We start from the raw sequence: 23,439 nt of genomic DNA, 5'->3' as shown, positions 1-23,439 counted from the left end.
GTCAGCCCTTCACGCTGCCGATGAGCATGCCCTTGGCGAAGTGCTTCTGGAGGAACGGGTAGGCCAGGAGCACGGGGATCGTGGCCACGATGACCACGGCGAACTTGATGCCCTGCGCGGGGGGCGGCAGGTCGGTGCCCATGTCCTGCGCGGACATCGACGCGGACGCGGTGACCTGGCGCAGGAACATCTGCAGGGTCCACATGTGCTGGTCGCTGAGGTAGAGCAGCGGGGACATGTAGTCGTTCCAGATGCCGACCGCGTAGAACAGCGCGAACGTCGCGAGCACCGGCTTGGACAGCGGCACGACGACGTGGCGCAGGATCTGCAGCTCGTGCGCGCCGTCGATCTTCGCGGACTCCTCCAGCTCGTGCGGCAGCTGCTGGAAGAAGTTCTTGATGATGATGAGGCTGAACGGGTTGATCGCCATCGGCAGGACGAGCGCCCAGTAGGAGTTCAGCAGGCCGAGCTGCTTGACCACCAGGAACGTGGGGATCATGCCAGCGGAGAACACCATCGTGAACACGACGACGGTCATGATGGTGCGCCGCCCGGGCAGCTCGACCTTCGACAGCGGGTACGCCATCAGGGCCGTCAGGGCGAGCTGGACCAGCGTGCCGACCAGGGTCACCACGACCGTGGTGACGAAGGCGCGCACGAACGCCGACGAGGACAGGATCGACGCGTAGGAGTCGGTCGTGAACTCGTGCGGCCACAGGAAGAACGGCCGCGTGGTGAGCTCGTACTCCGTGGCGAACGACCCCGCGAGCACGTACAGGAACGGCAGCAGGGCGAGCAGCCCCACCGCGATCAGCAGCACGACGTTCACGGCGTCGAACGCGCGCCCCGCGCGGGTGTTGAACCGCTGGTGCTGGGTCGAGGCCATCAGAAGATCCCCTGCTGGTTGAAGCGCTTGGCGAGCCAGTTGGTGCCGAAGATCAGCACCAGACCGACGATCGCCTTCGACAGCCCCACCGCGGTGGAGTAGGAGTACGCGCCCTGCTGGATGCCGGTGAAGTAGACGTAGGTGTCGAACACGTCCGCGACGGTGCGGTTCAGCGCGTTGGACATCAGGTAGATCTGCTCGAACCCGGTGTTGAGGATCTCCCCGGTCTGCAGGATGAGCATGACGATGATCGTGGGGCGGATCGCGGGCAGCGTGATGTGCCAGGTGCGCTGCCAGCGGCCCGCGCCGTCGATCACCGCGGCCTCGTACTGCTCCTGGTCCACCCCCGCCAGCGCGGCGAGGAAGATGATCGTGCCCCACCCGGTCGACTTCCAGATGATCTGCAGCAAGATCAACGGCCGAAACCAGGCCGGGTCGGCGAGGTAGTTCGTCTCGTGCCCGGACAGCCCGTCCAAGAAGCTCGACAGCGGGCCCGTGCCGATCGCGAACAGCAGCGCGGTCAGGGACACCACGACCGTCCAGGACAGGAAGTGCGGGATGTAGACCAACGTCTGCACCGTGCGCTTGAGCACCGACAGCCGGACCTCGTTGAGCAGCAGCGCGAGCACGATCGTCAGCGGGAACGCGACGAACAGGCTCAGCGCCGCGAGGATCAGCGTGTTGCCCAGCAGCCGGGGGAAGTCGGGGTTGGTGAAGAACTCCTCGAAGTGCTGCCAGCCCACCCACTCGGACCCCTGGACGCCCAGGAACGGCACGTAGTTCTTGAACGCGATCTGCGCGCCCCACATCGGCCAGATGCGGAACAGCGCGAAGTACAGCACCCCCGGCAGCAGCATCACCAGCAGCCACCGGAACCGGACCACGCGCGCCCACCGGCGGTGCGGGCGCGGGGCCGGGGCGGGCGGGGCCGGCACGCCGACCCGTTCGACGTCGACGACGGTCGTCATCGCAGCCTCCATCTCGGACGGGGCGCGGGGCCGGGCCGGGGCCCGTGCGGGCCGGTCCGGCCCCGCGCCGGAAGGGATCAGCCGAGCTGGCCGTAGAGCTCGTTCATCTCGGCGGTCACCTGGTCGCCGCCGCTGGACTTCCACTGCGCGATCGCCGCGTCCAGCCCGGCGTCGTCGATCTGGCCGCTGATGTACTGGATCCGGGCGTCGGCGATGATCTGGTCGAGCTGCACGCCGTTCGTCGAGTAGGTCTTCGAGACGAGCGCACCTGCCGGGTTGAAGACCGCCTTCTGCAGGTCCTTCTCCTGCAGGTCGAGCCGCTCCTGTGCGAGCTCCTCGTCGTACTTCGTCTCCGGCTTCGGCTTGTACGCCTCGAAGCCCGCGACGTTCGTGCCGATCTGGGCCCACGAGCCCGACACGACGTCGGTGTAGTCCTGCTTCGACTTGTCGAACACGGCGTAGCCGTCCTCGACCGTGAAGTTGTCGCCCTCGATCCCGTTGTTCTCGAGGATCTGCGCGTCCTTGCCGGCGAGCGCGTCGAGCGCCTGGAGGACCTGCGCGAGCTGGTCCTCCGTCTGCACGGACGCCTTGGGGATCGCGAGGAAGCCGCTGTAGCCCGGCGTCGGGAGCGCGAAGTCGCCGTTCGGGCCGGCGATGTTGCCCACGAGCGCGACCTTCTGGTCGTACGTCTTCGGGTCCTGGTCCTTGAACAGGTCGGCCAGCTGGGCGGCGCGGGACTGGACGTCGATGATGATGCCGCCCTTGCCGTTGAGGAACGGCTCGTTCCACCCGGTGGTGCCGTCCATCGTGGCGTAGTCCTTGTTGACGTAGCCGGACTGGACGAGCGTCTTCTCGTAGTCGAGCGCCTGCTTCCACTCCGGGGTGCTGAAGGACGGGACGAGCTGGCCGCCGTCGTCCTTCCACACGTTGCCCGCGCCGAACCACGTCTCGATCGCGTCGTAGGGGCTGCCCGTGCCGATGCTCGCGCCCCAGGCCGGGATGATCATCCCGTAGGTGTCGTCCTTGCCGTTGCCGTCGGGGTCGTCCTCGGTGAACGCCTTGGCGACCGCCATCAGCTCGTCCGTGTTCGTGGGCTCGTCCAGCCCGAGGTTCTTCAGCCAGTCCTTGCGGATGCTGATCGACGTGCGCACGACGTCGCGCGCCCGGTAGACGCCGTAGACCTTGCCGTTCACGCTCGACGCCTGCTGCACGTCCTCGTTCTCGGTCACGAGGTTCGGGTAGTCGCCGGAGGCGAGGAAGTCCGTGAGGTCCCAGAAGCCGCCGGCCTCCGCCGTCTGCACGAAGCCCTGGCTCTTCTGCTGGATCACCATGACGTCGGGGATGTCGTCACCGGCGAGCACCACGTTGGTGCGGTCGCCGTACTCGGCGTTCGGCACCCACTGCATGTCGAGGTCCAGGCCCGCGACCTCCGACAGCTTCTTGCCCACGGGGTCGTCGGCCTCCGGCGGTGTCGCCGACAGATACGGCGCCATGATCGACAGCGAGTCCAGGGCCTCGCCGCCACCACCGCCGCCGCCGTCGCCCGAGCCGCCGCTGCAGGCGGCGAGCGCGAGGCTCCCCGCCGCCAGGAGGGCGAGAGGTGCCAGTCGTCGTGAGTTCATGGTCGTCCTTTCGTCGGAGTGCACGTCGTCGTTCACTCGTCGAGGGGGTCGGGGGCCGCCGGGTGCTGCTCGAGGTTGCGGTCGTTGGCGGCGTAGAAGGACAGGCAGAGGGCCGTGCTCAGGTACACCCACGCGCCGATCGACACGACGGGCAGGAGTCCGGGCACGAACGCGGTGACGACGCCGGCCAGCGCCGTCGTCGCCGCGAGCAGGAGGGGCGCGCCGGGGAAGCGCAGCAGGAACGTCCACGCCAGCCGGGGCACGTCGCGCCGGCGCAGGTCGTAGTGGGCGTCCATCGTCACGGCGAGGAGCAGGTGCACGACGGCGAGGCCGCCCGCCACGGCGAGCGCGACGCGCAGCGCGGTGGGTGCGCCGTCGAGCGCGACGAGGCTGGTGGCTGTGAGGACGACCGTCACCAGCGCCGGTGCGGCGAGGACGTTGGCGCGGCCGAAGCCGGCCGTCCAGGTCCGGGCGAAGGCGCGCACCGTGCGCTGGGCGTCGCCCCGCAGGCGGGTGCGGCTGCACGCGGCCCCCGCCGCGAGCGCCGGGCCCAGGCCGAGCACCACGCCCCCGGCGAGGGTCCCGCCCAGCACGAGGAGGTTGAGCAGGCCGAGGAACGCCACCGTGTCGACCAAGCCGAACCAGCGCTCGACGCGCGCCGCGCCGGGTGCACCATGACTGCCGTCGGCCTGTGCCGAATCCACGACCGCCATCGGTCCCACCCCATCTCCATCGATGCACGGGCGACGCCGCCCGTGGTCCTCCGCAGATCGTCGACGATTTGCGGTAAGGCCTTTCCCGGTTGAATGGATTCACCGTAGGGGTCGGCGTCGCCCTCGTCAACAGTCCGAGGAGGACGGGGGCGGCCGGCGCGCCGTGCGGGTGCGCCGGCCGCCGGTCAGGACGCGGCCGCCATGAGGAAGGCCAGCAGGGAGGCGCGGGTGCTGCCGTCGTCGATGCGGTCGTCGGGCAGGTCACGGGCCACGGCGAGCGCGGCGGCGGCATCCTCGGGGCCCGCGAGCGCGGCGTACATCAGCAGCTGGTCGCCGAACAGCACGTCCCACGACGCGGCCTCCGCGCGCGGCCCGGCGAGCGCCTCGTCCAGGTTCGACCGGATCCTGTCCGGGGAGCCGGCGAGATAGCCCGCCGCCACGGGCTGCGCGGGCAGCACCAGGATGCCGAGCATCGCGCTGGGCTCGGCGCTGAACCACGTGGCCCAGTCCCGTTTCCCGCCCCACACCAGGGACGTCACGCCGTGCCCGAAGCCCGCCACGGCCGGGTCCGTGCGGTCGAAGTCGGTCCAGTAGGCACGCGCCGAGGCCGCCTCGGCGGAGAGCAGCCACGTGGCCTGCGCCGCCAGCTCGTCGTCCCCGGCCGCCCGGGCCCACAGGGCGAGGCCGTTCCACGCGGACACCGCCTCCGACGCCGACTCCTGGTTGTTCCCGTCCGCGAACGGCGCGTAGCCCGACGCCCACGAGTGCCCGGCGTACGCGTCGAACACCCGCAGCGCGGGCATCCCGTCCACCGGCCCGCCCGCCGCGACGTCCGCGGCGAGCAGGTCCATGACGGGCGCGAGGTCGGCCGCGAGGCCCGGGTCGTCCGCGGCGGCCACTCCGGCCGCGTACAGGAAGTAGCCGTAGTGGAAGTGGTGGTCGTTGGCCTCCTCGGACCCGAAGGCCGGCGTCCTTCCCACGACGGTGCGCAGCACGGGATCGAAGACGAAGCAGCGCTCCCCCCTGTCGGCGCACCCCGACGGCTGGGCCCACGTGCGCAGCCGCTCCGCCAGGTCGGCGCGCAGGTCCGCCGCGACGGCGTCGAGCCCGAGCCTGTCGGCCAGGGAGAGCAGGTTCGCGTCCCGCGCCAACGCCTTGCCCCCGTAGTACGTGTCCGCGGGGTCCGGCAGGCGCCCGGCGGCCCGTGCGGCCGCGTCGGCGCGCACCTGGTCGGCCAGCTCGGACCGCTCGGCGCCGGTCAGGCCGGACAGGTCGAGCTCCCCCGCCGGGCTGACCGCGGGGCTGGTCCACGCGAGCGTCGACGCGGTGCACACGTCGACCGTCCCGTGCACGGTCGCGTAGGTGCCGAGACCGCAGTCCGCCCCCGAGGAGTGCTCCTGGTGCGGCATGCGCACGACGGGCGTCGGCCCGCCGTCGGCCGTGGCGTACGTGATCGCGGTGGTCACGGCGTCGCTCCCGCCCTCATCGTCGGTACCGGCGCCGGTGCCGAACGCGAGAGAAGTGCCGCTGACGGGGTCCGCGGCCACGGCGGCGAGGGTCTCGACGTCCGCCGCCGACGCGTCGTCGGGCACGGGGAACCAGGCCGCCGACTCGCCGCGGGCGAGGGTGAGGACGCGGCCGTCGCCGGAGAGCCCTGCGCCCGGGTCGCCGGTCCCGCCGGGGCCGACGAGGACGTGCTCACGACCCTGCACCTCGGTGGCGGCGAGGCCGTCGTGCACCTCGAAGGCGGCCGTCATCGCGACGTCCTGGTCGGCCGCCGCGGTGTAGCGCACCACCGGTGAGCCCTCGACGATCCGCAGGTGCCCGAGGGCGGCGCCCGCGTCGTCGCGCAGCTCGACCGTCACCGAGGCGACGTCGTACGCCGACACCACGGACGAGGCGGCCCCGACCTGCACGCCTACCTGCGGCGTGTACGGGCCGACGATCGACGTCGCGGTCACCTCGACCTCCGGCAGCCCGTAGGCGAACCCGCCGGCGGTCAGCGCGACCGCGAGCGGCACGGGGAATACCGGCTGGGGCGCGTCACCCAGGGCGAGGCTGGAGAACCAGCGGTTCGTGGGGGGCGCGAGCCCGTCCGCGAGCCGCATGACCGGCGTCGCCGCGACCTGCTCCTGCGGGAGCGTCGACACATCGACGTCGGGAGCGACGAGGTGGCGCGGCGCCTCCGGCACGGACGGTGGCGCCGCACCGCTCGCGCCGCCCGTGGCCGGCGGTGCCGCGGGCGCCGCTCCGCCGAGCAGGCCGCAGCCGCCGAGCAGCAGCGCGGCGGCCGCCACCCCCGCGGTGCCGGCAGCCGCCGGCGTGCCGCGGGCCGTCACAGCCCCACCTTGCGCAGGAACTCGTCGAACGCCGCGTCGACGCCCGCGAGCGCACCCTCGTCGTGCAGCTCGATGACGGCGGTGACGGGCGTGCCGGACATGACGAGGCCGTTCTCCGCGCCCCGGACCAGACCGTCGCTGCGCACCTCGACCGTCGCCTCCGCCTGGTTCCGGGTGTTGCGGACCGCGACCGCGGACACCGTCCCCTCGAGCTCGGCCTGGTCGGGCAGCACGACCGTGACGGGCGCGCCGTCCCGGACGCGGGCGAAGTCGGCGGGGTCGAGCACCAGCCGGGCGTCGACGAAAAGCGAGCCGCGACGCTCCACCGAGGCCAGGACCTCCCCCGCCTGGGCGAAGCCGCCGAGCCCGACGGCGACGTCCGTGACGGTCCCGTCGGCGGGTGCGACGACGGTCATCCTGCCGTCGTCGGTGACCTCGTAGGCGGAGGCCTCCTTGCCGACGAGTCCGACGGCCAGGTCGTGCTGGAGGGTGAGGCTGCGCAGCACCAGCAGCGGGTCGCCGGCGTGCACCTCGTCCCCGGGCTCCACGAAGGACCGGGTGATGGTCCCCGCGTAGTCCGTGCCGACGTCGAGGGTCTCGGCGGCGATCGTCGCGGTCGACGACGTGGCCTGGCCCTCCCGCCGGTTCAGCACCAGCGTGAGCGCCGCGCACAGCAGCACCACCCCGAGCAGGCCCCCGACGAGACGCAGGCGGTTGGTCCAGGTCATGCGGCACCTCCGGTGGCTGGGACGAGCGCGGGCACGAGGCCGGACGTCGTCGTCCCGGGGGTCGTCTCGGGGGGCGCCGCGGCGTGCCGGGCGGCCACCGCCCCGCGGCGCGCCTGACGAGCCTCGCGGCCCGCCGTGACGACGAACGCGCCGAGGATGAGCGTGTTGGTGACGTTCCACGCGAGCGCGAGGCTCGGCCACGGGTCGCCCCACTCCTTCCACACCCCTACCGCCGAGGTGATGAGGAGGAAGGCGAAGAACAGCACCTGCGGCACCATGAAGTTGAACGGCGACTCGGCCCGCCCGGCCCGGCCCGTGACGTGCCAGGCCTGCTCCTTGCCCGTCAGCGCGTTCCACAGGGCCTTGGTGTAGATCGGGAAGGACACCGACGCGAGCATCAGCACCTCCCAGCGGAACGAGCCGAGCGTGAAGAACGCGATCGCGATCTGCATGGCGTAGAAGCCGGCGTAGTACAGCAGCCACGTGCCCCACGAGATCGTCAGGTCCATCGGCGTGAGGTCCAGGTAGATCTGCAGCGGCGGCACGAGGAGCAGCACGAGCGGCGCGATGCCGGTCAGGTAGTGGGTCGCGGTCACCGTGTACTGCAGGCGCTGGTCCAGGGTGAGCCGCCGCCGGGGGCTGAGCGGGTTGTGCTGCAGCATGATCTCGAACCCGCCCGTGGCCCACCGCAGCTGCTGCTTCGTGTACGCCTCGACGGTCTCCGGGGTGTCACCCACCGCGAGCGCGGTCGGGATGTAGACCGTCCGCCAGCCGCGCTCGTGCAGGAGCAAGGACGTCCACACGTCCTCGGACTTCGAGTCCGTGTACATCCCGCCGACGTCGTCGATCGCCGCCCGCCGGAAGATCACGTTGGTGCCGACGCAGAACGCCGCGTTGAACCGGTTCCGGCCGGGCTGGACGAACCGGTAGAACACCGCCTGCATGTATCCCGCCCCGCGGGAGACGAGGTTGTCGAGGTTGCCGTACGTCTGCGGCGTCTGCACGAACGCGACGTCGTCCTCGGCGAAGAACGGCACGGTCTCGACGAGCAGGTCCGGCCGCGGCACGAAGTCCGCGTCGAGGATGACGAAGTACTCGCCCTTGGCGATCGTGAGTGCGTGGTTGACGTTCCCGGCCTTCGCGCCGTGGCTCGACAGCCGCCGCACGTAGCGCGCGCCGAGCGTGGCGGTCAGGTCGCGCACAGCGTCGGACCTGCCGTCGTCGAGCACCCAGGTGCGGTGCGCGCCCCGCATCGCGACCGCGGCGCGCACCGTGCGCGCGATCGTGTCGAGGCTCTCGCCGTAGGTCGTGATGAAGACGTCCACCGTGACCGGCCGGTCGTGCAGGTACAGCCTCCAGCGGCTCGGGTCGTCCTCCGCCTCGTCCCGGACGATCTCGGGCAGGTCGAACAGGCGGTCCTGGGCGTGGTGGAACGCGAAGCCGCGCGGGTCGTAGCCGCTCGACAGGACGGTCCACATCGCGAGGAGGGCCTGGGCCACGAGGACCGTCTCCGCGGTGATGACCATGACGTACGGCAGCGCGTCGCCACGGTTGGCCGGGTTGAGCAGGAACACCGCGTAGGCGACGACGCCGAGCGTCGCGAGCATCATGATCAGGCCGAGCGACGGGGACCGTGCGGCGGCGTTCTCGTCGCGCGGCGGGGCGGTCGGACGCCGTTCCTCGGTGGGCCCGGTGGGCCGTGGTCGGGACCGGACGTGCTGGGTCCGGCGGGGGGTGACGACGAGACGGTCGAACTCGGAGACGGACATGACGTGTCCTCCGGGCGCAGCAGCGACGGCCCGTGCCGGGCCGTTCGGTCGACCGGGCGCCCGCGTCCTGGTGCGCGACGGCGTGGGGCCGCGCGCCCGGGACCGCCCGGTGTGATCGACCTCGTCGTCGGATGCGTCGTCATGACGTCGTGACGGTGCTGCCCCCTGAGACGGCACGAGGTGCCCCGCTCGAGAGCGGGCCACCTCGTCGTCCGATCGTCAATATAGTCACGGCGCCGAGGCGTGTCACGGGTTGTCGGCGGGCGCGTCCAGCGGCTGAGACCATGGCCTCGGCAGACTGTTGCCGCAGGTCACAGCATCGCGCCACGCTCGGCCAGCCCGGCAAGGCTGGGTCAGTCGCTGGCCGCCGCGGCGCGCTCCTCGACCCTGCGCCAGAACTCGACCATCGTGAGCCCGAGGGCGTCCACGGTCCTGATGAGGACCGGGGTCGGCACCTCGCGGCGGCCGCGCACGTAGCGCGTCATGGACTCCTCGGAGACGCCCACCGCCGCGGCAAGCTGGGCGTTCGTCAGCCCGGACGCCGCGCGCTCAGCGATGAGCGTCTTCACCAGCGCATCTTGCGTCTGTTGCAAATCCACGGGGCCACCTTGCCAGCCTCCGGGCATCCTCTGGTGCGCCACGGCCCGGCAGGAGGGCGACGGCCGAGCTGTTGTCTCGGGCGTGCATTGACGCTATGGCCGGACTACCGTCCGAATGGGAGGCCAACCAGCCATCCCGTCAGATCGGAGGGAACGGGAGAATCGAATGAGAGATCACCTGCCCCGGGGCGTCACCGCATTGACCGCTCTCGGAACCGCGCTCGTCCTGGCCGGCGCGACAACGGTCACCGCCACCCCGGCAATCACAGAGACGCCTCCGACCGGCGTGCCCCCTGCGTCGGCGCCGACCGTCGCGACCACCGGCTACGACGCTGTCATCGACGGCACCCCGCCCGCGGAGGACCCTGACACCATCGGGTTCGCGGTCACGGGCGACACCACGATCGAGGACGTCGTCGACAGCATCGTGAAGCAGGAGGGGAAGCGGGCAGCCGCCGCCTTCTTCGACGAAGCGGCGGACCAGGGCCTCGCGTTCCCGGGCCTGAGCGCGGTGGACAGTACCGACCAGCTCGACGCCATCGCGGACTCCCTGACCAGCGACACCCCGCTCGACTCGGACGTCGCCGACCGGATCGTCGGCCCCGGTTCGGCACCCGTCGACGAGTTCGCGCCCGCGGAGCAGCCGACGGCCGTGGCCGCGACGTTCACCGACGCGCCGTCGTTCCAGTCGGACCCGTACACCTCGGGCGCCGCTACCACCATGGCGATCGGGCCTGGCGTGAAGACGAACCACGCCACCTCGAACGGGTACGCGTGGCTGATGAAGGACTACCTCGCGTACTACACCTGCAAGATCGGGGGCATCCTGTTCTGCACGATGCAGGACCGGATCGACTTCCGGTTCACGATCAACCCGGCAACGAGGACCACCAAGGTGGACGAGAACTTCAGGCGGGTGGGCAACCGGAAGATGAGCCGATACGTCACGGTGAAGGCTCAGGCCTACGCTGTTTCGAAGTTCCGCGGCACCGACTACGACGAGTGGCGCACCCCGGGCGACGCGATCCAGTGGGTCCGCACCTCCAGCAGCATGGGAGGGAAGAAGGTCAAGTTCAAGATGACCTTCACCGGCCTCACGCCTAGCGGCACGATCACCGGCAGCGGGTGGACCAACTACACCAAGCCGTGCAGCAAGAAGAACTGTCGCTGGCCCTCCTAGGATCAAAGCCATGACCCGTGAGGACGACCTGCGTGCCTGGGCGCGCTCCGCCGATATTGAACAGCGGTTCGCGGCCGCAGACGCCGATGACCTTCCTGTCGCGGTCATGCGCGAACTCCTGCACGACCCCGACCCGGAGGGACAAGTAGTGATGTCGCTGCTCGCGAACTACGCCGTCCCGCGCGAGGTGCTCGACGAGGCGCGAAATTTGCCCTTGAGCAGCGCGCGCATGGGGCAGATCGCCAACCATCCGAACGCGCCGTTCGACCTCGCCGAAGCGCAACCGCTGTGGAAGCACACCTACCTGTCCATCACCTCATACTGCGAGGGGAAGGGGCTCGGGGAGGACGTACGCGACCGCATCGCGGAGGTGTGGGCCGACCTCGTGCCCGGACAGGGCGGCACCCTCGCGGAGGCGGTCGCCGCCGCGCGCTGACGACACACGCGCGCGCCCCGCCCCCGCCGTTGCAGGGGACGGGGCACGCCCGGCCGGGGCTCGGTGGTCGGTGCTCGGGTCAGAGCTGTGTCGCGACCTCGCGGGCCACCAGGTCCAGGTGGTCGAGGTCGTGCAGGTCCAGCATCTGCAGGTACACCCGCTGGACGCCCTGGTCGCGCAGCGTCCCGAGCCGGTCGACGGCTTCCGCGACCGTGCCGGCGACGCCGTGCTCGCGCAGCTCGGCCGGCTCGCGCCCGATCGCCGCGGCACGACGCGCGAACTCTGCCTCGTCCTGGCCCACCGCCAGCACGAGCGCCACGGACTGCACGATCGAGTCGGGGGTCCGGCCCGCCTCCGCCAGGGCGTCGTCGATCACCGTGATGCGCGACGCCACGGTGTCGAGCTCGGGGAACGCCTGGTTGTACTCGTCGCCGAACCGTGCCGCGAGCGCCGGCGTCCGGCGGGGACCGCCGCCGCCCACGATGACGGGGATCTTCGCCTGCGCCGGCTTGGGGAGCGCCGGGGAGTCGGTGAGCGTGTAGTGCTCGCCCTCGAAGGAGTACGAGCCGCCCACGGGCGTGCCCCACAGCCCGGTGAGGATCTCCAGCTGCTCCTCCAGCAGGCCGAACCGCTTCGCGGGGAAGGGGATGCCGTACGCCTCGTGCTCGCGGGCGAACCAGCCGGCGCCCAGGCCGAGCTCGACGCGGCCGCCGGACATCTGGTCCACCTGCGCGACCTGGATCGCCAGCACCCCCGGGTGCCGGAACGTCGCGGAGGTGACGAGGGTGCCCAGCCGCACGGTGGACGTGTCGCGGGCCAGGCCGGCGAGCGTCGTCCAGGCGTCGGTCGGGCCGGGCAGGCCGTCGCCGCCCATCGTCAGGTAGTGGTCGGAGCGGAAGAAGGCGCTGAAGCCGAGGGTCTCGGTCGCCTGGGCGACGGCGAGCAGGTCGTCGTAGGACGCGCCCTGCTGGGGCTCGGTGAAGACACGCAGGTCGAGGGTCACGGGTTCGCCTCTCGGGTGGAGCGGTGGACGGCGGGGATGGCGCGCGGGTCAGTCGAAGGTCGGCGAAGAGGTGCGCGAGCGCTTGAGCTCGAAGAAGTCGGGGAACGACGCGAGCGCGACCGCTCCGTCGAAGATCCGCACCGCGTCATCGCCGCGGGGCACGCGCGTCAGCACGGGGCCGAAGAACGCGACGCCGTCGACGTGGATGGTCGGCGTGCCGACCTCCTCCCCCACGGGCTTCATGCCCTCCTCGTGCGAGACGGCGAGGTCGGCGTCGTAGTCCTCGGACGTCGCGGCGTCGGCGAGCGCGGCGGGCAGCCCGGCCTCCGCCAGCGCCTCCCGGGCGACGGCGTCGAAGTCCGTGCGTCCGCCGGGGTGGATGCGCGTGCCGGCCGCCGTGTAGAACGCGCTGAACGCCTCAGGGCCGTGCTCCGTCTGGACCGCGGCCGCGACGCGGCCGATGCCGCGCGACGCGTCGATCTTGGCCCGGTAGTCCGCCGGGAGGTCCCGGCCCTCGTTGAGCAGGTACAGGCTCATCAGGCGGAACGTGAGGCGCACGTCGCGGTGCTCGGCCACCTCCAGCGCCCAGCGGGACGTGATCCAGGCGAACGGGCACAGCGGGTCGACGTAGACGTCGACGACCGGCACGGTCGACGGGGCGGACGTGGTCTCGGGCGCGGTCTCGGGGGCCGTGGCGGTCGCGGAAGTCACGCCCGCCACCCTACCCACGCCCGCCCACGCCGCCCCGACACCGCCGCCCGGGCACGCGCAGCGGTAGCCTCCCCCCGTGCGCAACGTGCGGTGGGCCAGCGTCTGGACGGTCTTCGGCGCGTGCGTGGTCGCGGTCGCGATGCTCTCGATCGTCCTGCGCGGGCGGCTGTGGGCGTGGATCCCGTTCTTCCTCGCCGTCGGCGTCGCCGTGCGCGAGATCCGGTACCTGCAGCGCTCCCGCCGTCCTGCCGACGCCCGGTTCGACGAGCCGCGACGCGACCGGCGGGACGACCGCCGCAAGCACGGCTGACGCACACGGGCCCGGGGGGCGAGCGGACGTCCGCGGGTGGGGACGCGCCGCCGGAGTAACCTCCGTGACATGACCGCCGTCCGGACGCACACCCACGCCCAGGCCGTCGACGCCGCGATCGACCTCTTCTCCCGGCAGGGCTACGAGCAGACCACCGTCGAGGAGATCGCCGACGCGGCACGCGTCAGCCGTGCCACCTTCTTCCGCCGCTTCCGCTCCAAGGAGGACGTGGTCTTCGCCGACCACGAGCTGCTCCTCGAGGAGGTCGTGGTGATGCTCGCCGAGACGCGGCCCGAGGCCCGCGCGAGCGAGGAGTCCGGCCGCGCGCCCGAGCGGGCGTGGGACCCGGCCACCGACCCGTACCTCGAGGTGTGCCGGGCGGCACGGCTCGTCTTCGACCACCACGTGGGCCAGCGCGAGACGTCGATCGCCCGCCACCAGCTCCTGCAGCAGGTGCCCGCGCTGCGCGACCGCGAGCTCGTCACCACCCACCGCTACGAGCGCGCCTTCACCGCCTACCTGCGTGACACGCTGCCCCCGGACCGTTCCACCACGACGATGTCGATCGCGTTCGCCGCGTCCGTCGTCGCGGTGCACAACGCGATCCTGCGGCGCTGGCTGCGCCACCCCCACCTCGACCTGCGCCCCGAGCTGGAGGAGGCCTTCGCCGACCTGCGGCGCGCGGCGATCGCCCCCTTCCCGCACACGGACGAGCAGCTCGCCGCGGCGAGCGAGGTGCGTGCGGGCGAGACGGCCGACGCCGCCGACGCCGCCGACGCTGCGCCCCGCACGTCCGCGACCGGATCCGACGGGCGGCGCGTCGTCGTCACCGTCCTGGAGCCCGGCGCGGGGCCCGACGACGTGGCCCGCGCCGTCCGCGACGCGCTCTCCTGAACACGCCGGAATGACCCTGTGGCATCCTGCGTTGTGCAGGACGCCGCCGGGACCTCCGGCGGTGGAAGACACGCACGTACGTGCTCCGGGGTCGGTGAAATTCCGAGCCGGCGGTGACAGCCCGCGACCCGGCCTCCTTCGGGAGGCCGGCTGACCTGGTGAGATTCCAGGGCCGACGGTCAAAGTCCGGATGGGAGGAAGCACGTGCGGCACGCGCCCGGCCACGGGTGGGTGCCGCCGGGCGTCGTGTCGTCGGCGACGGCCGTGAGCCGTCCTCGGCGAGCGTCAGCCCTCACCCCGGACGCCCGCACGCTCGGACCGGGAGAGTGAACGATGGACGCGATCGACGCGTTCTTCAACGCCACGCTGACCATCGGCGACCAGCAGATGTCGTGGCGAGAGATCGTCGGCAACCTGTTCGGCCTCGCCTCCGCGCTCGGCGGCATGCGCCGCAAGGTGTGGGCGTGGCCCGTCGGCATCGTCGGCAACCTCGTGCTGTTCACCGTCTTCATGGGCTCGTGGTTCGGCGACTCCAGCCGCGCCGACATGCTCGGCCAGGCGGGCCGCCAGGTGATGTTCCTGATCGTGTCGATCTACGGCTGGGTGCAGTGGCGGCGCACGCAGCGCGCTGACCTCGACGTGCGCGCTGACGGCAAGGTTCCCGCCGAGGGTGGTTCGGCGGTGCACCCGCACTGGGCCTCCTGGCGGGCACGCGTGGGGATCGTCGTCGTCATGGTGGGCGGCACCCTGCTCCTCACGCCGCTGTTCCGCGCGCTCGGCTCCTACGAGCCCGTGTGGTCGGACGCCTGGATCTTCATGGGCTCTCTGGTCGCCACGTACGGCATGGCGAAGGGGTGGGTGGAGTTCTGGCTCGTGTGGGTCGCGGTCGACGTCGTCGGCGTGCCGCTGCTCTGGTCGGCGCAGTACTACGCGACCGCGCTGATGTACGTGTTCTACGGCGCGTTCACGCTGACCGGGTTCTTCGTCTGGTGGCGCGTGCACCGTCGCGAGCAGGCCCAGGCCACCGCGGCCGCCGTCGCGCCCTGACCATGATCGGAGCGGCAGTTCGTGTTCCGGGCGGCAGTTCGAACTGCCGCGCTGTGACCGAACTGCCGCTCTGACGCCGTCGGACGCGATACTGCGCGGGTGCGGATCACCCTGCTCCGGCACGCCGAGCCGGAAGTCACCGCGGACGCCCTTCCGGAGGCGTGGCCGCTGACGTGCGCTGGTCGCGAGGCGGCACGCCGCCTCCGGCTCCCGCAGGACGCCCGCGTCGTCGCGAGCCCCGAGCGCAAGGCGGTCGAGACCCTCGCCCTGGCCCTCGGCGTCGCCGACGTCCCCGTCGACCCGCGGTTCGCCGAGGTGCGGCGCCCGGCCGAGCCGGTCGCTCCAGGCTTCCGGACGGTGCGCCAGGCCTGGGTCCAAGGCGCGCACGACGGGCGTCACGACGGCTGGGAGACCACGGCCGAGGCGGCACGGCGGTTCGACGACGGCGTCCGCGACCGCGCGGGCGGGCAGGACCTGGTGGTCGCGACGCACGGCATGGTGCTGACCGCCTGGCTCGTGTCGGTGGGCCAGGTGGCGGCGGGCGCTCCGGCTGCCGCGTTCTGGGACGCCCTCGCGCTCCCGGACGTCGTCACGGTCGACCTCGGACCCTGACTCCTCCGCGCACGACGACGGGGACCCGCGCGGTTGCGCAGGTCCCCGTCGTGGTGCCGGTCGGGTCAGGTCAGGCGAAGGCCGAGACTCCGGTGATGTCGCGGCCGACGATGAGCGCCTGCATCGACTCGGTGCCCTCGTAGGTGTGCAGCGCCTCGAGGTCGGCGAAGTGCCGGGCGACGCGGTTGCCGAGCAGGATGCCGTTGCCGCCGAGCATGTCGCGCGCGATGGAGGCGACCTCGCGCGCCTGCCGCGTCGTCGTGTACTTGGCGAGGGAGGCCTGCTCGCCGGTGAGGGTGCCGGCGTCCGCGAGACGGGTGATCTGCGCGACCAGCAGCTGCATCTGCGTCACGAGCGACAGCATGCGGGTCAGCCGCTCCTGCACCATCTGGTTCTTGGCCAGGGGGCGGCCGAACTGGATGCGCTGCGTGGAGTAGGCGGCCGCGGCCTCGTAGCAGGCGACGGCGTGCCCGACGGCGGACCAGGCGACGGCGAGGCGGGTCGCGAAGAGGACGGCTGCGGTCGCCTTGAACGACGTCGCGCCGGGGAGGGCGGCGTCCGCGGGGACGAACACGTCGTCGAGCACGATGTGCGCCTGCCAGATGGCGCGCAGCGACACCTTGCCCTCGATGGTGGTGGCGGTGTACCCGGGGGCGTCCTGCGGGACGATGAAGCCGTGCACCTGGTTGTCGCCGTCGTCGCCGACGAGCCGGGCCCAGACGACGGTGATGTCGCCGCAGGAGCCGAAGCCGATCCACTTCTTCTCGCCGTCCAGGACGTAGCCCTCGACGCCGTCGCGGGTCTCCTTGCGGGCCGTGGTCTCCAGCGAGACCGAGTCGGAGCCGTGGGTGGGCTCCGTGAGCGCGAACGCGCCGAGGATCTCCCCGCGCGCCATCGGCCCCGCGTACCGCTCGACCTGCTCGGGCGAGCCGTGCATGACGATCGAGCGGAGCGCGAGGCCGCCCTGGACGCCGCAGATCGTGGCGACGGAGCCGTCGCCGCGGGACATCTCCATGCTGGCGAGGCCCTCGGCCATGAACGACACGGAGGGCCGGCCGGGCACGTCGACGCCGTCGCGCAGGAAGTCGCGCTCGGCGAGCTTCTTGACGAGGTCGAACGGCACCTCGGCGCGCTCCCAGTAGCCGTCGATGACGGGCAGCACCTCGTCCTGGACGAACTCGCGGACGGCGAGCTGGTGGGCACGCTCCTCGGGCTTGACGTCGGCGAACGCGCCCACGTAGTCGAGGTCCAGCGGCTGCGAGACGTCGTAGTCGGGGGCGGTCACGCCGGGCATGACGGGGGCGGTGCGGGTCATCGACGACCTCTCTCTGCGCGGGGGTCCGTCGTTCCGGGCCCGGGAGAAGGACGACCGGCGCCGCCAAGGCTGGTGGATTGGCGCCGCCGGTCTTCCCCCATCGTGACCCGCGACGGCGTCTCACGTCAAGCGATACTCGGTCTCAGCCTGTCTGGGCGAGGATGCTGAGGGCATGGCGACGACCAGCGCGGGCCTCCTGCTCTACCGGACCACGTCCGACGGAGGGCTCGAGGTGCTGCTCGGGCACATGGGCGGGCCGTTCTGGGCGCGCAAGGACGAGGGCGCGTGGACGGTCCTCAAGGGCGAGCTCGAGCCGGACGAGGAGCCGCACGCCGCCGCCCTGCGCGAGGCGGCCGAGGAGCTGGGCCTGCCGCTCCCCCCGCCGTCGACCCCCGACGTCGACCTCGGGGAGGTGCGCCAGAAGTCCGGCAAGCGCGTCCTCGCGTGGGCGCGCGAGTGGCCCCCGCCCGGGCCGGACCTGGACCAGGTGCGCAGCAACACCGTCGAGATCGAGTGGCCGCCACGGTCGGGCCGTCGTATCGAGGTGCCGGAGATCGACCGCGTCGCCTGGTTCGGGCCGGACGACGCGCGGCGCCTAGTCGTCAGCGCCCAGGCCGCTCTCGTCGACCGGCTGCAGTCCGCGCTGGAGGGCTGACTACCTCGGCACGGAGTGAACTACCTCGGCACGGCTCGCACTACCTCGGCACGACCTGCACTACCTCGGCACGGCTCGCACTACCTCGGCACGGCCCCAACTACCTCGGCAGGGCGGGGACTCCCTCGGGGTCAGGTGGTGAACGTGAGCCAGAGGAGGGCGACGTTGAGCGCGACGATGACGGCCGCGACCGCCCAGGCGGCGGCCTGGGTGGCGACGCCGTTGCGGAACCCGCCGAGCAGGCCGGCGTCGCGGGTGATGCGCACCAGCGGGACCATCGCGAACGGGATGCCGAAGCTCAGCACCACCTGGCTCACCACCAGCAGCCACGTGGGCGAGACTCCCGTCGCGAGCAGGATGATCGCGGGCACCAGGGTGACCAGGCGCCGGGCCAGCAGCGAGACGCGCACCCGCAGCAGGCCTGCCATGATCTCGGCGCCGGCGTACGCCCCGACCGAGGTCGACGCGAGCCCGGACGCGAGCAGCCCCACCCCGAAGAGCACGGCGACGGTCGGGCCGAGCGAGGCCTCGATGGCGGCGTGCGCACCCTCGATGGAGTCGGTGCCGGCGCGCCCCGGCAGGTTCGCGGCGGCGAGCAGCAGCATCGCGATGTTCACGCCTCCCGCCAGCACCAGCGCCGCGACGACGTCCCACCGGGTCGCCGTGAGCAGGCGGCGCACGGTCGCCGTCGAGGGCGGGCCCGGCTCGACGGCGTCCCCGTCCGCCGCACCGGCGGCCAGCAGGTGCTGCTGCCGCACGCGCGCGTCGTGCCGCACCCGGTCGCGCGCGAGCGAGGAGTGCAGGTAGATCGCGTGCGGCATCACCGTGGCGCCGAGCATGGAGGCGGCCAGCAGCACCGACTCGGGGCCGTCGAGCCGGGGCACGAGCCCGCCGAGCAGCGCGCCCAGGTCGGGCGGGGCGAAGAAGAGGCCCGCGCAGAACCCGACCGTCAGCACCACGAGCATCGACGTCACGACCGACTCGAAGACGCGCTGGCCGCGCCGCTGCTGCACGGAGAGCACCACCATCGACACGACACCGGTGATGAGGCCCCCGAGCACCAGCGGCACACCGAACAGCAGGTGCAGGGCGATGGCGCCGCCGATCACCTCGGCGACGTCGGTGGCCATGGCGACGACCTCCGCCTGCAGCCAGTAGGCCACGCGCCCGCGGCGCGAGAGGCGCTCCCCGAGCACCTCGGGCAGCGACCGGCCGGTGACCACGCCCAGCTTGGCGGACAGGTACTGCACCAGCACCGCCATGACGTTCGCGACGACGAGCACCCACACGAGCAGGTACCCGAACCGGGCGCCGGCCGTGAGATTGGCCGCGACGTTCCCCGGGTCCACGTACGCGATGGCCGCGACGAACGCCGGGCCGAGCAGGGCCACCAGCCGCGCGGGACGCACGCCACGGCCCGCACGCCCGGGCGGTGCCGGGGCGACGGCGGGGGCGGGCTCGGGCGGTCGGGTCACGAGGTCCTCCGGTCAGCAGGTTTCGGGTGTCCGAAACTCTAGACGTCCATCACCGTATCTCGCATCCTCCTCGCCGTTCCGGGGCACCGCCGAGGAGGGTCTGTCACCATGTCGCTCGTGCCACCCACGACGACCGCCTCCGCCCGCCGCGCCCCGGGTCCGCTCGGCGCCGCGCTGCGGTCCCGGTGGCTGCTGGCGCTCGGCTTCGTCGCCGTGCACGTGTGGGTGGTGCACCAGGCGATCCGCTGGGGAAACACCATCTACGGCGACGTCACCCTCTACGAGTGGTGGGCACGTCACGGCCTCACCACCGGGCAGTGGCCCGTGCTCGACTACGACTGGGTGTACCCCGTCGGCGCGCTCGTCCCCGTCACCCTGCCCGCCCTCGTCTCGGGCGGCCTGCTGGGGTACGAGATCGTCTGGACCGCGATGGTCGTCGTGCTCGACGCCGTCGCCACCGTCGTGCTCGTGCGCGCCGCCCCGCGCGGCGTGCTCGGTGCCTGGTGGTGGCTCGCCTTCCTCGTCGCGCTCGGCCCCATCTTCGTCGGCCGGCTCGACGGCGTCGTCGCGCCGCTCATCCTGATCGCCCTGGTGATCGCCTCCCGGCGTCCCGCGCTCGCTGCCGCCGTCGCCACCGCCGGGGCCTGGATCAAGATCGCACCGGGCGCCGTCGTCGTGGCCCTCGCCGCCACCCGCGCACGATGGCGCGACCTGTGGCGGCAGGTCGTCGTGCCGGGCGCGGCCGTCAGCGCCGTCGTCGTCGGCCTCGCCCTCGCCGGCGGCGCCGGGCAGCGCGCGTTCTCCGTCTTCGGCCAGCAGGAGGCCCGCACCCTGCAGGCCGAGTCGGTGTTCGCCACCTGGTTCAGCGTGGCGCGGCTCTGGGACCCGTCGGTGACGATCGAGTACAACGACGTCATCTACACGTACGAGGTGCAGGGCCAGGCCGCGCAGCGCGTGGCCGAGCTGCTGGACGTGCTGCTCCCCGTCGCCGTGCTGCTGCTCGCCGCCCTCACCTGGTGGACGGCGCACCGGCGCCCCGACCACGCCGGCGACATCCTGCTGCTCAGCACCGCCGCCCTGCTGCTCTCGCTCATCGTTTTCAACAAGGTCGGCTCGCCCCAGTTCGTGGCCTGGATCGGCCCGCCGCTGGCCGCCGCCATCGCCCTCGCCGGCCCGGGCACGCGCCGCATGTGGGCGCCGCCGGCCGTCGGGGCGCTGCTCGCCGCGCTCGGCACGCAGATCGTGTACCCCGTGGCGTACGGGGAGTTCCTCGCCGGAGAGCCCGGCATGATCACCGTCGAGGGCCTGCGCAACCTGACGCTCGTCGTGCTGCTCGCGGGCGCCGTGTGGCGGATCGTGCAGCTCGGGCGCGACGGTGTGCGCGAGCCCGTGCGCGCCGACCCGGCCGCCTGACACCCCCGCCGCCAGGCGTTCACCGGCAGTCCGGCGCCCGTTCACCGCCGACTCCCCCGGCGGTCATCCGTCCTCCCTACCGTCACCCCGACGGCGCGCCGCTGCGCGCCCCCGGCCGCCACGGAGGACCTCTTGCGCACCGCCCGCACCCCGCGACCTGCTGCCCCCCACCCCGCACCCGAGCCTGCCCGTCGTCGAGCCGTCGCCGGCACCTGCGCGACGGCGCTCGCCGTCGCGCTGACCGTGCCGGTCGCGCTGACCGCGTCGGCGCACCGTGACGCCCAGCCCGGCGCCGGCGTGGTCGCGCAGCCCGTGGTGCAGTCCGCCGACGGCGCCCGGGTCGCGCTCTCGCCGCTCGGCTCGTACGCCACGGGCGTCTTCGACCAGTCGGCGGCGGAGATCGTCGCCTACCACGCGCGCTCGCAGCGCCTCTTCTCGGTGAACGCGCAGGCCGGCGAGGTCACGGTGCTCGACGTCGCGACGCCGTCGGTCCCGCGCAAGCTCTTCGCCCTCGAGACCACCGGCGTCCGCGCCGCGGACGGCTCCACGGTGCCCGACGGCGCCGTCGCGAACTCCGTGGCCGTCCGCCCGGACGGGCTCGGCGTGGTCGCCGTCGAGTCGCCCGACAAGGTGTCCGACGGCTGGCTCGTGCTGTTCGACGCCGCCGGGAACGGTCAGGCGCTCGGCGCCTGGCGCGTGGGCGCGCTGCCCGACATGGTGACGGTCACGCCCGACGGGCGCAGCGCCGTCGTCGCGAACGAGGGCGAGCCCGCCGACGACTTCAGCGTGGACCCCGAGGGCTCCGTGTCCGTGGTCGCGCTGCCCGACCGCCTCCCCGGGAGGAAGCAGACGCCGGCCGTCCGGCAGTCCGCGGTGCGGACGGCCACCTTCCATGCGTTCGAGGGCGCCGCGCTGCCCGACGGCGTGCGCGTGTTCGGGCCCGACGTCGCCGGTCCGGACGGCTCGCTCGACCACCGCGTGTCGCGCAACCTGGAGCCCGAGTACGTCACGGTGTCGAAGGACTCCCGCACCGCGTACGTCGCGCTGCAGGAGGCGAACGCCGTCGCCGAGGTCGACCTGCGCGCCGCCCGCACCACCGACCTGTGGTCGCTCGGCAGCAAGGACCTCTCCGTGCCCGGCCAGGGCATCGACCCGTCCGACAAGGACGGGGTCGCCGCCGTCCGCGAGGTCCCGGTCCGGGGGCTGTACATGCCTGACGGGATCGCGTCGTACACGTCGCGCGGGCGGACGTATCTCGTCACCGCGAACGAGGGCGACGCCCGGGAGTGGGGCGACTACGCCGAGCCCGCGCGCGTCAAGGACCTCGGCAAGGGCGGGCTACCGCCGGTCTGCGCCGGCTCCCCCGCCTCCGGGCTGCGCGGCGACGCGGACCTCGGGCGGCTGAACGTCACCACGGCGTCCGGCCTGCGTGCCGACGGGTCGTGCTACGAGCAGCTCTACGCCTTCGGCGGCCGGTCGTTCTCCGTGTGGACCACCGACGGCGACCTCGTGTTCGACTCGGGCGACACGTTCGAGCAGGTGACCGCCCAGGCCCTCGGCGACGCGTTCAACACCAACCACACCGCGACGTCGTTCGACGGCCGCAGCGACGACAAGGGCCCGGAGCCGGAGAACGTCACGATCGGCGAGGTCGGCGGCCGCACCTACGCCTTCGTCGGGCTGGAGCGTGCCGGCGGGGTCATGGTCTACGACATCACCCGACCCGAGCGCTCCGAGTTCGTCACCTACGTCTCGAACCGCGATTACTCCGTGTCGGTCGAGGACGCGATCGACGACGGCGCCGACCCGGCCGCCGCCCTGTCGGGCGCCGGTGACCTGGGGCCGGAGGGCCTGACGTTCGTCGCGGCGGCCGACTCCCCCACGCACCGCCCGCTGCTCGCCGTCGCGAACGAGGTCTCCGGCACGACCACCCTCTACCAGGTCGACCGGCTCACCGGCCGCCGCTGAGCCCCGCCCGGCCGCGTCCTGCGGCGGGAGCGCGAGTACCGTGACCTCATGACGCTCTCTCGGTACCTCGACGAGTGCGCCGTCCGCGCCGCGAGCTCGCTCGACCACGGCGTGGAGGCGAGCGTGAGCCTGCGCGAGCACGGCATCTCGCTGAAGGCCGGGAGCAGCACTCCGGGGGCCGGGCGGTGCGACCAGGCCGAGGCCAGGGCCGACACCGGCCCCTGCATCGACGCGATGCGCCGCAAGACGGTGCTCACGACCGCGATCGCCGACGTCGTGCCCGGGTGGGACGCCTGGCGGGACGCGGCCGCGCACGAGGGGTTCGTCCAGGCCCTCGCCGTGCCGGCCGAGGTGGGACCCGGCGTGGCAGTCGCGATCAACGTGTACAGCCGTCACGCCGGGGACTGGCCGGCCGGGCTCGTGGACGCCGCCGTGGGCCACGCCGCCCTGACGGCCGACGCCGTGCGTCTCCAGCTCCAGTTCGCGGACCTGGGGGACGCCGTCGCCGGCCTGTACCGCACCATGTCGGACCGGGCGGCGGTGCAGCAGGCGGTCGGCGCCATCATGGCGTCCAACGACTGCCCGGAGGACGAGGCCCGGCGCACCCTGCAGGCCGCCGCCGACCGGCGCGGGCTCAGCGAGCGGGACGTCGCCGAGCTCATCGTGCGGACGCTCGTCCTCGGCGACGCGGGCGACACGATCGGTGGTCTGGACCGCTGAGGTTGCCGATCCGGGCACGGCGCCGTGTCGTGCATCGCGTATCGGTGGAAAACTGGCCGGACGCGACAGGACGGAG

22 protein-coding genes and 1 riboswitch are annotated in these 23,439 nt (G+C 72.7%); of the genes, 10 read left to right on the top strand and 12 right to left on the bottom strand.

Annotated features, from left to right (window positions below):
- Window position 1 precedes the first annotated feature (1 nt).
- The 8 genes from ACWGKI_RS02460 to ACWGKI_RS02425 form a co-directional block, all read right to left on the bottom strand.
- Entirely contained in the window at window positions 2–886 is an 885-nt protein-coding gene (locus ACWGKI_RS02460) for a carbohydrate ABC transporter permease (RefSeq protein WP_452184403.1), read from the bottom strand.
- Window positions 886–1,854 carry an ABC transporter permease gene (locus ACWGKI_RS02455; RefSeq protein ID WP_380244989.1) on the bottom strand — a complete coding sequence of 323 codons (969 nt, stop codon included), beginning with the start codon at window positions 1,852–1,854 and terminating at the stop codon, window positions 886–888. The genes ACWGKI_RS02460 and ACWGKI_RS02455 overlap by 1 nt, the downstream gene beginning before the upstream one ends.
- A gap of 77 nt (window positions 1,855–1,931) precedes the next feature.
- A complete protein-coding gene (locus ACWGKI_RS02450; protein WP_452184400.1) occupies window positions 1,932–3,476 on the bottom strand; it encodes an extracellular solute-binding protein in 1,545 nt (514 codons plus the stop codon).
- A 32-nt stretch (window positions 3,477–3,508) separates the two neighbouring features.
- Complete coding sequence (locus ACWGKI_RS02445) at window positions 3,509–4,189, bottom strand: DUF624 domain-containing protein (protein WP_452184398.1); 681 nt, start codon at window positions 4,187–4,189, stop codon at window positions 3,509–3,511.
- 185 nt (window positions 4,190–4,374) lie between these two features.
- The gene (locus tag ACWGKI_RS02440; RefSeq protein WP_452184396.1) at window positions 4,375–6,528 is read right to left on the bottom strand and encodes a glycosyl hydrolase; all 2,154 of its coding nucleotides are present in this window, start codon (window positions 6,526–6,528) and stop codon (window positions 4,375–4,377) included.
- Window positions 6,525–7,256, bottom strand: a complete 732-nt coding sequence (locus ACWGKI_RS02435) for an HlyD family efflux transporter periplasmic adaptor subunit (protein ID WP_452184394.1) — start codon at window positions 7,254–7,256, stop codon at window positions 6,525–6,527. The genes ACWGKI_RS02440 and ACWGKI_RS02435 overlap by 4 nt, the downstream gene beginning before the upstream one ends.
- Window positions 7,253–9,025: a glycosyltransferase family 2 protein gene (locus tag ACWGKI_RS02430; RefSeq protein ID WP_452184392.1), complete on the bottom strand. Its 1,773-nt coding sequence runs from the start codon at window positions 9,023–9,025 to the stop codon at window positions 7,253–7,255. The genes ACWGKI_RS02435 and ACWGKI_RS02430 overlap by 4 nt, the downstream gene beginning before the upstream one ends.
- Window positions 9,026–9,378: 353 nt before the next feature.
- Window positions 9,379–9,594 (bottom strand): helix-turn-helix domain-containing protein, encoded by a 216-nt coding sequence (locus tag ACWGKI_RS02425; RefSeq protein WP_380241426.1) that lies wholly within the window; start codon window positions 9,592–9,594, stop codon window positions 9,379–9,381.
- 316 nt (window positions 9,595–9,910) lie between these two features.
- Here ACWGKI_RS02425 and ACWGKI_RS02420 point away from each other — a divergent pair, with 316 nt between their 5' ends.
- Complete coding sequence (locus ACWGKI_RS02420; protein ID WP_452184390.1) at window positions 9,911–10,804, top strand: hypothetical protein; 894 nt, start codon at window positions 9,911–9,913, stop codon at window positions 10,802–10,804.
- A gap of 10 nt (window positions 10,805–10,814) precedes the next feature.
- Complete coding sequence (locus tag ACWGKI_RS02415; RefSeq protein ID WP_380241430.1) at window positions 10,815–11,240, top strand: hypothetical protein; 426 nt, start codon at window positions 10,815–10,817, stop codon at window positions 11,238–11,240.
- Between the two features lie 79 nt (window positions 11,241–11,319).
- Here ACWGKI_RS02415 and ACWGKI_RS02410 read toward each other — a convergent pair whose 3' ends face one another.
- Together ACWGKI_RS02410 and ACWGKI_RS02405 are read right to left on the bottom strand one after the other, a co-directional pair.
- Entirely contained in the window at window positions 11,320–12,243 is a 924-nt protein-coding gene (locus tag ACWGKI_RS02410; RefSeq protein WP_452184388.1) for an LLM class F420-dependent oxidoreductase, read from the bottom strand.
- Between the two features lie 48 nt (window positions 12,244–12,291).
- Complete coding sequence (locus ACWGKI_RS02405; RefSeq protein WP_452184422.1) at window positions 12,292–12,891, bottom strand: mycothiol-dependent nitroreductase Rv2466c family protein; 600 nt, start codon at window positions 12,889–12,891, stop codon at window positions 12,292–12,294.
- A gap of 139 nt (window positions 12,892–13,030) precedes the next feature.
- Between ACWGKI_RS02405 and ACWGKI_RS02400 the strand changes: the two genes are divergently transcribed.
- The 4 genes from ACWGKI_RS02400 (at window position 13,031) to ACWGKI_RS02385 (ending at window position 15,817) form a co-directional block, all read left to right on the top strand.
- Window positions 13,031–13,264, top strand: coding sequence for a hypothetical protein (locus ACWGKI_RS02400; protein WP_380241434.1), 234 nt, complete (start codon window positions 13,031–13,033; stop codon window positions 13,262–13,264).
- A gap of 69 nt (window positions 13,265–13,333) precedes the next feature.
- On the top strand, window positions 13,334–14,158 hold the full coding sequence (locus ACWGKI_RS02395) for a TetR/AcrR family transcriptional regulator (RefSeq protein ID WP_380241436.1): 825 nt from the start codon (window positions 13,334–13,336) through the stop codon (window positions 14,156–14,158).
- A gap of 77 nt (window positions 14,159–14,235) precedes the next feature.
- Window positions 14,236–14,365, top strand: a riboswitch (FMN riboswitch).
- A 126-nt stretch (window positions 14,366–14,491) separates the two neighbouring features.
- A complete protein-coding gene (gene pnuC / locus ACWGKI_RS02390; protein ID WP_380241438.1) occupies window positions 14,492–15,205 on the top strand; it encodes a nicotinamide riboside transporter PnuC in 714 nt (237 codons plus the stop codon).
- 99 nt (window positions 15,206–15,304) lie between these two features.
- Window positions 15,305–15,817, top strand: a complete 513-nt coding sequence (locus ACWGKI_RS02385) for a histidine phosphatase family protein (protein WP_452184385.1) — start codon at window positions 15,305–15,307, stop codon at window positions 15,815–15,817.
- Window positions 15,818–15,887: 70 nt separating this feature from the next.
- Here the strand turns inward: ACWGKI_RS02385 and ACWGKI_RS02380 are convergent, their stop codons facing one another.
- A complete protein-coding gene (locus tag ACWGKI_RS02380) occupies window positions 15,888–17,132 on the bottom strand; it encodes an acyl-CoA dehydrogenase family protein (RefSeq protein ID WP_380241444.1) in 1,245 nt (414 codons plus the stop codon).
- Between the two features lie 172 nt (window positions 17,133–17,304).
- Here ACWGKI_RS02380 and ACWGKI_RS02375 point away from each other — a divergent pair, with 172 nt between their 5' ends.
- Window positions 17,305–17,787, top strand: coding sequence for an NUDIX domain-containing protein (locus ACWGKI_RS02375; protein WP_380241445.1), 483 nt, complete (start codon window positions 17,305–17,307; stop codon window positions 17,785–17,787).
- Window positions 17,788–17,918: 131 nt separating this feature from the next.
- On the opposite strand, the gene ACWGKI_RS02370 is transcribed toward ACWGKI_RS02375, so the two are convergent.
- Window positions 17,919–19,262 (bottom strand): Nramp family divalent metal transporter, encoded by a 1,344-nt coding sequence (locus tag ACWGKI_RS02370; RefSeq protein WP_452184382.1) that lies wholly within the window; start codon window positions 19,260–19,262, stop codon window positions 17,919–17,921.
- 117 nt (window positions 19,263–19,379) lie between these two features.
- Between ACWGKI_RS02370 and ACWGKI_RS02365 the strand changes: the two genes are divergently transcribed.
- From ACWGKI_RS02365 to ACWGKI_RS02355, 3 genes are all read left to right on the top strand, one after another.
- Window positions 19,380–20,675, top strand: coding sequence for a glycosyltransferase 87 family protein (locus tag ACWGKI_RS02365; protein ID WP_452184380.1), 1,296 nt, complete (start codon window positions 19,380–19,382; stop codon window positions 20,673–20,675).
- A gap of 132 nt (window positions 20,676–20,807) precedes the next feature.
- Window positions 20,808–22,643, top strand: a complete 1,836-nt coding sequence (locus ACWGKI_RS02360; protein ID WP_452184378.1) for a choice-of-anchor I family protein — start codon at window positions 20,808–20,810, stop codon at window positions 22,641–22,643.
- Between the two features lie 48 nt (window positions 22,644–22,691).
- Window positions 22,692–23,363, top strand: a complete 672-nt coding sequence (locus ACWGKI_RS02355; RefSeq protein WP_380241455.1) for an ANTAR domain-containing protein — start codon at window positions 22,692–22,694, stop codon at window positions 23,361–23,363.
- Window positions 23,364–23,439: the final 76 nt, after the last annotated feature.

This window comes from Isoptericola sp. NPDC055881 (assembly GCF_053615895.1).
This window is presented reverse-complemented; position numbering and strand designations above follow the sequence as displayed.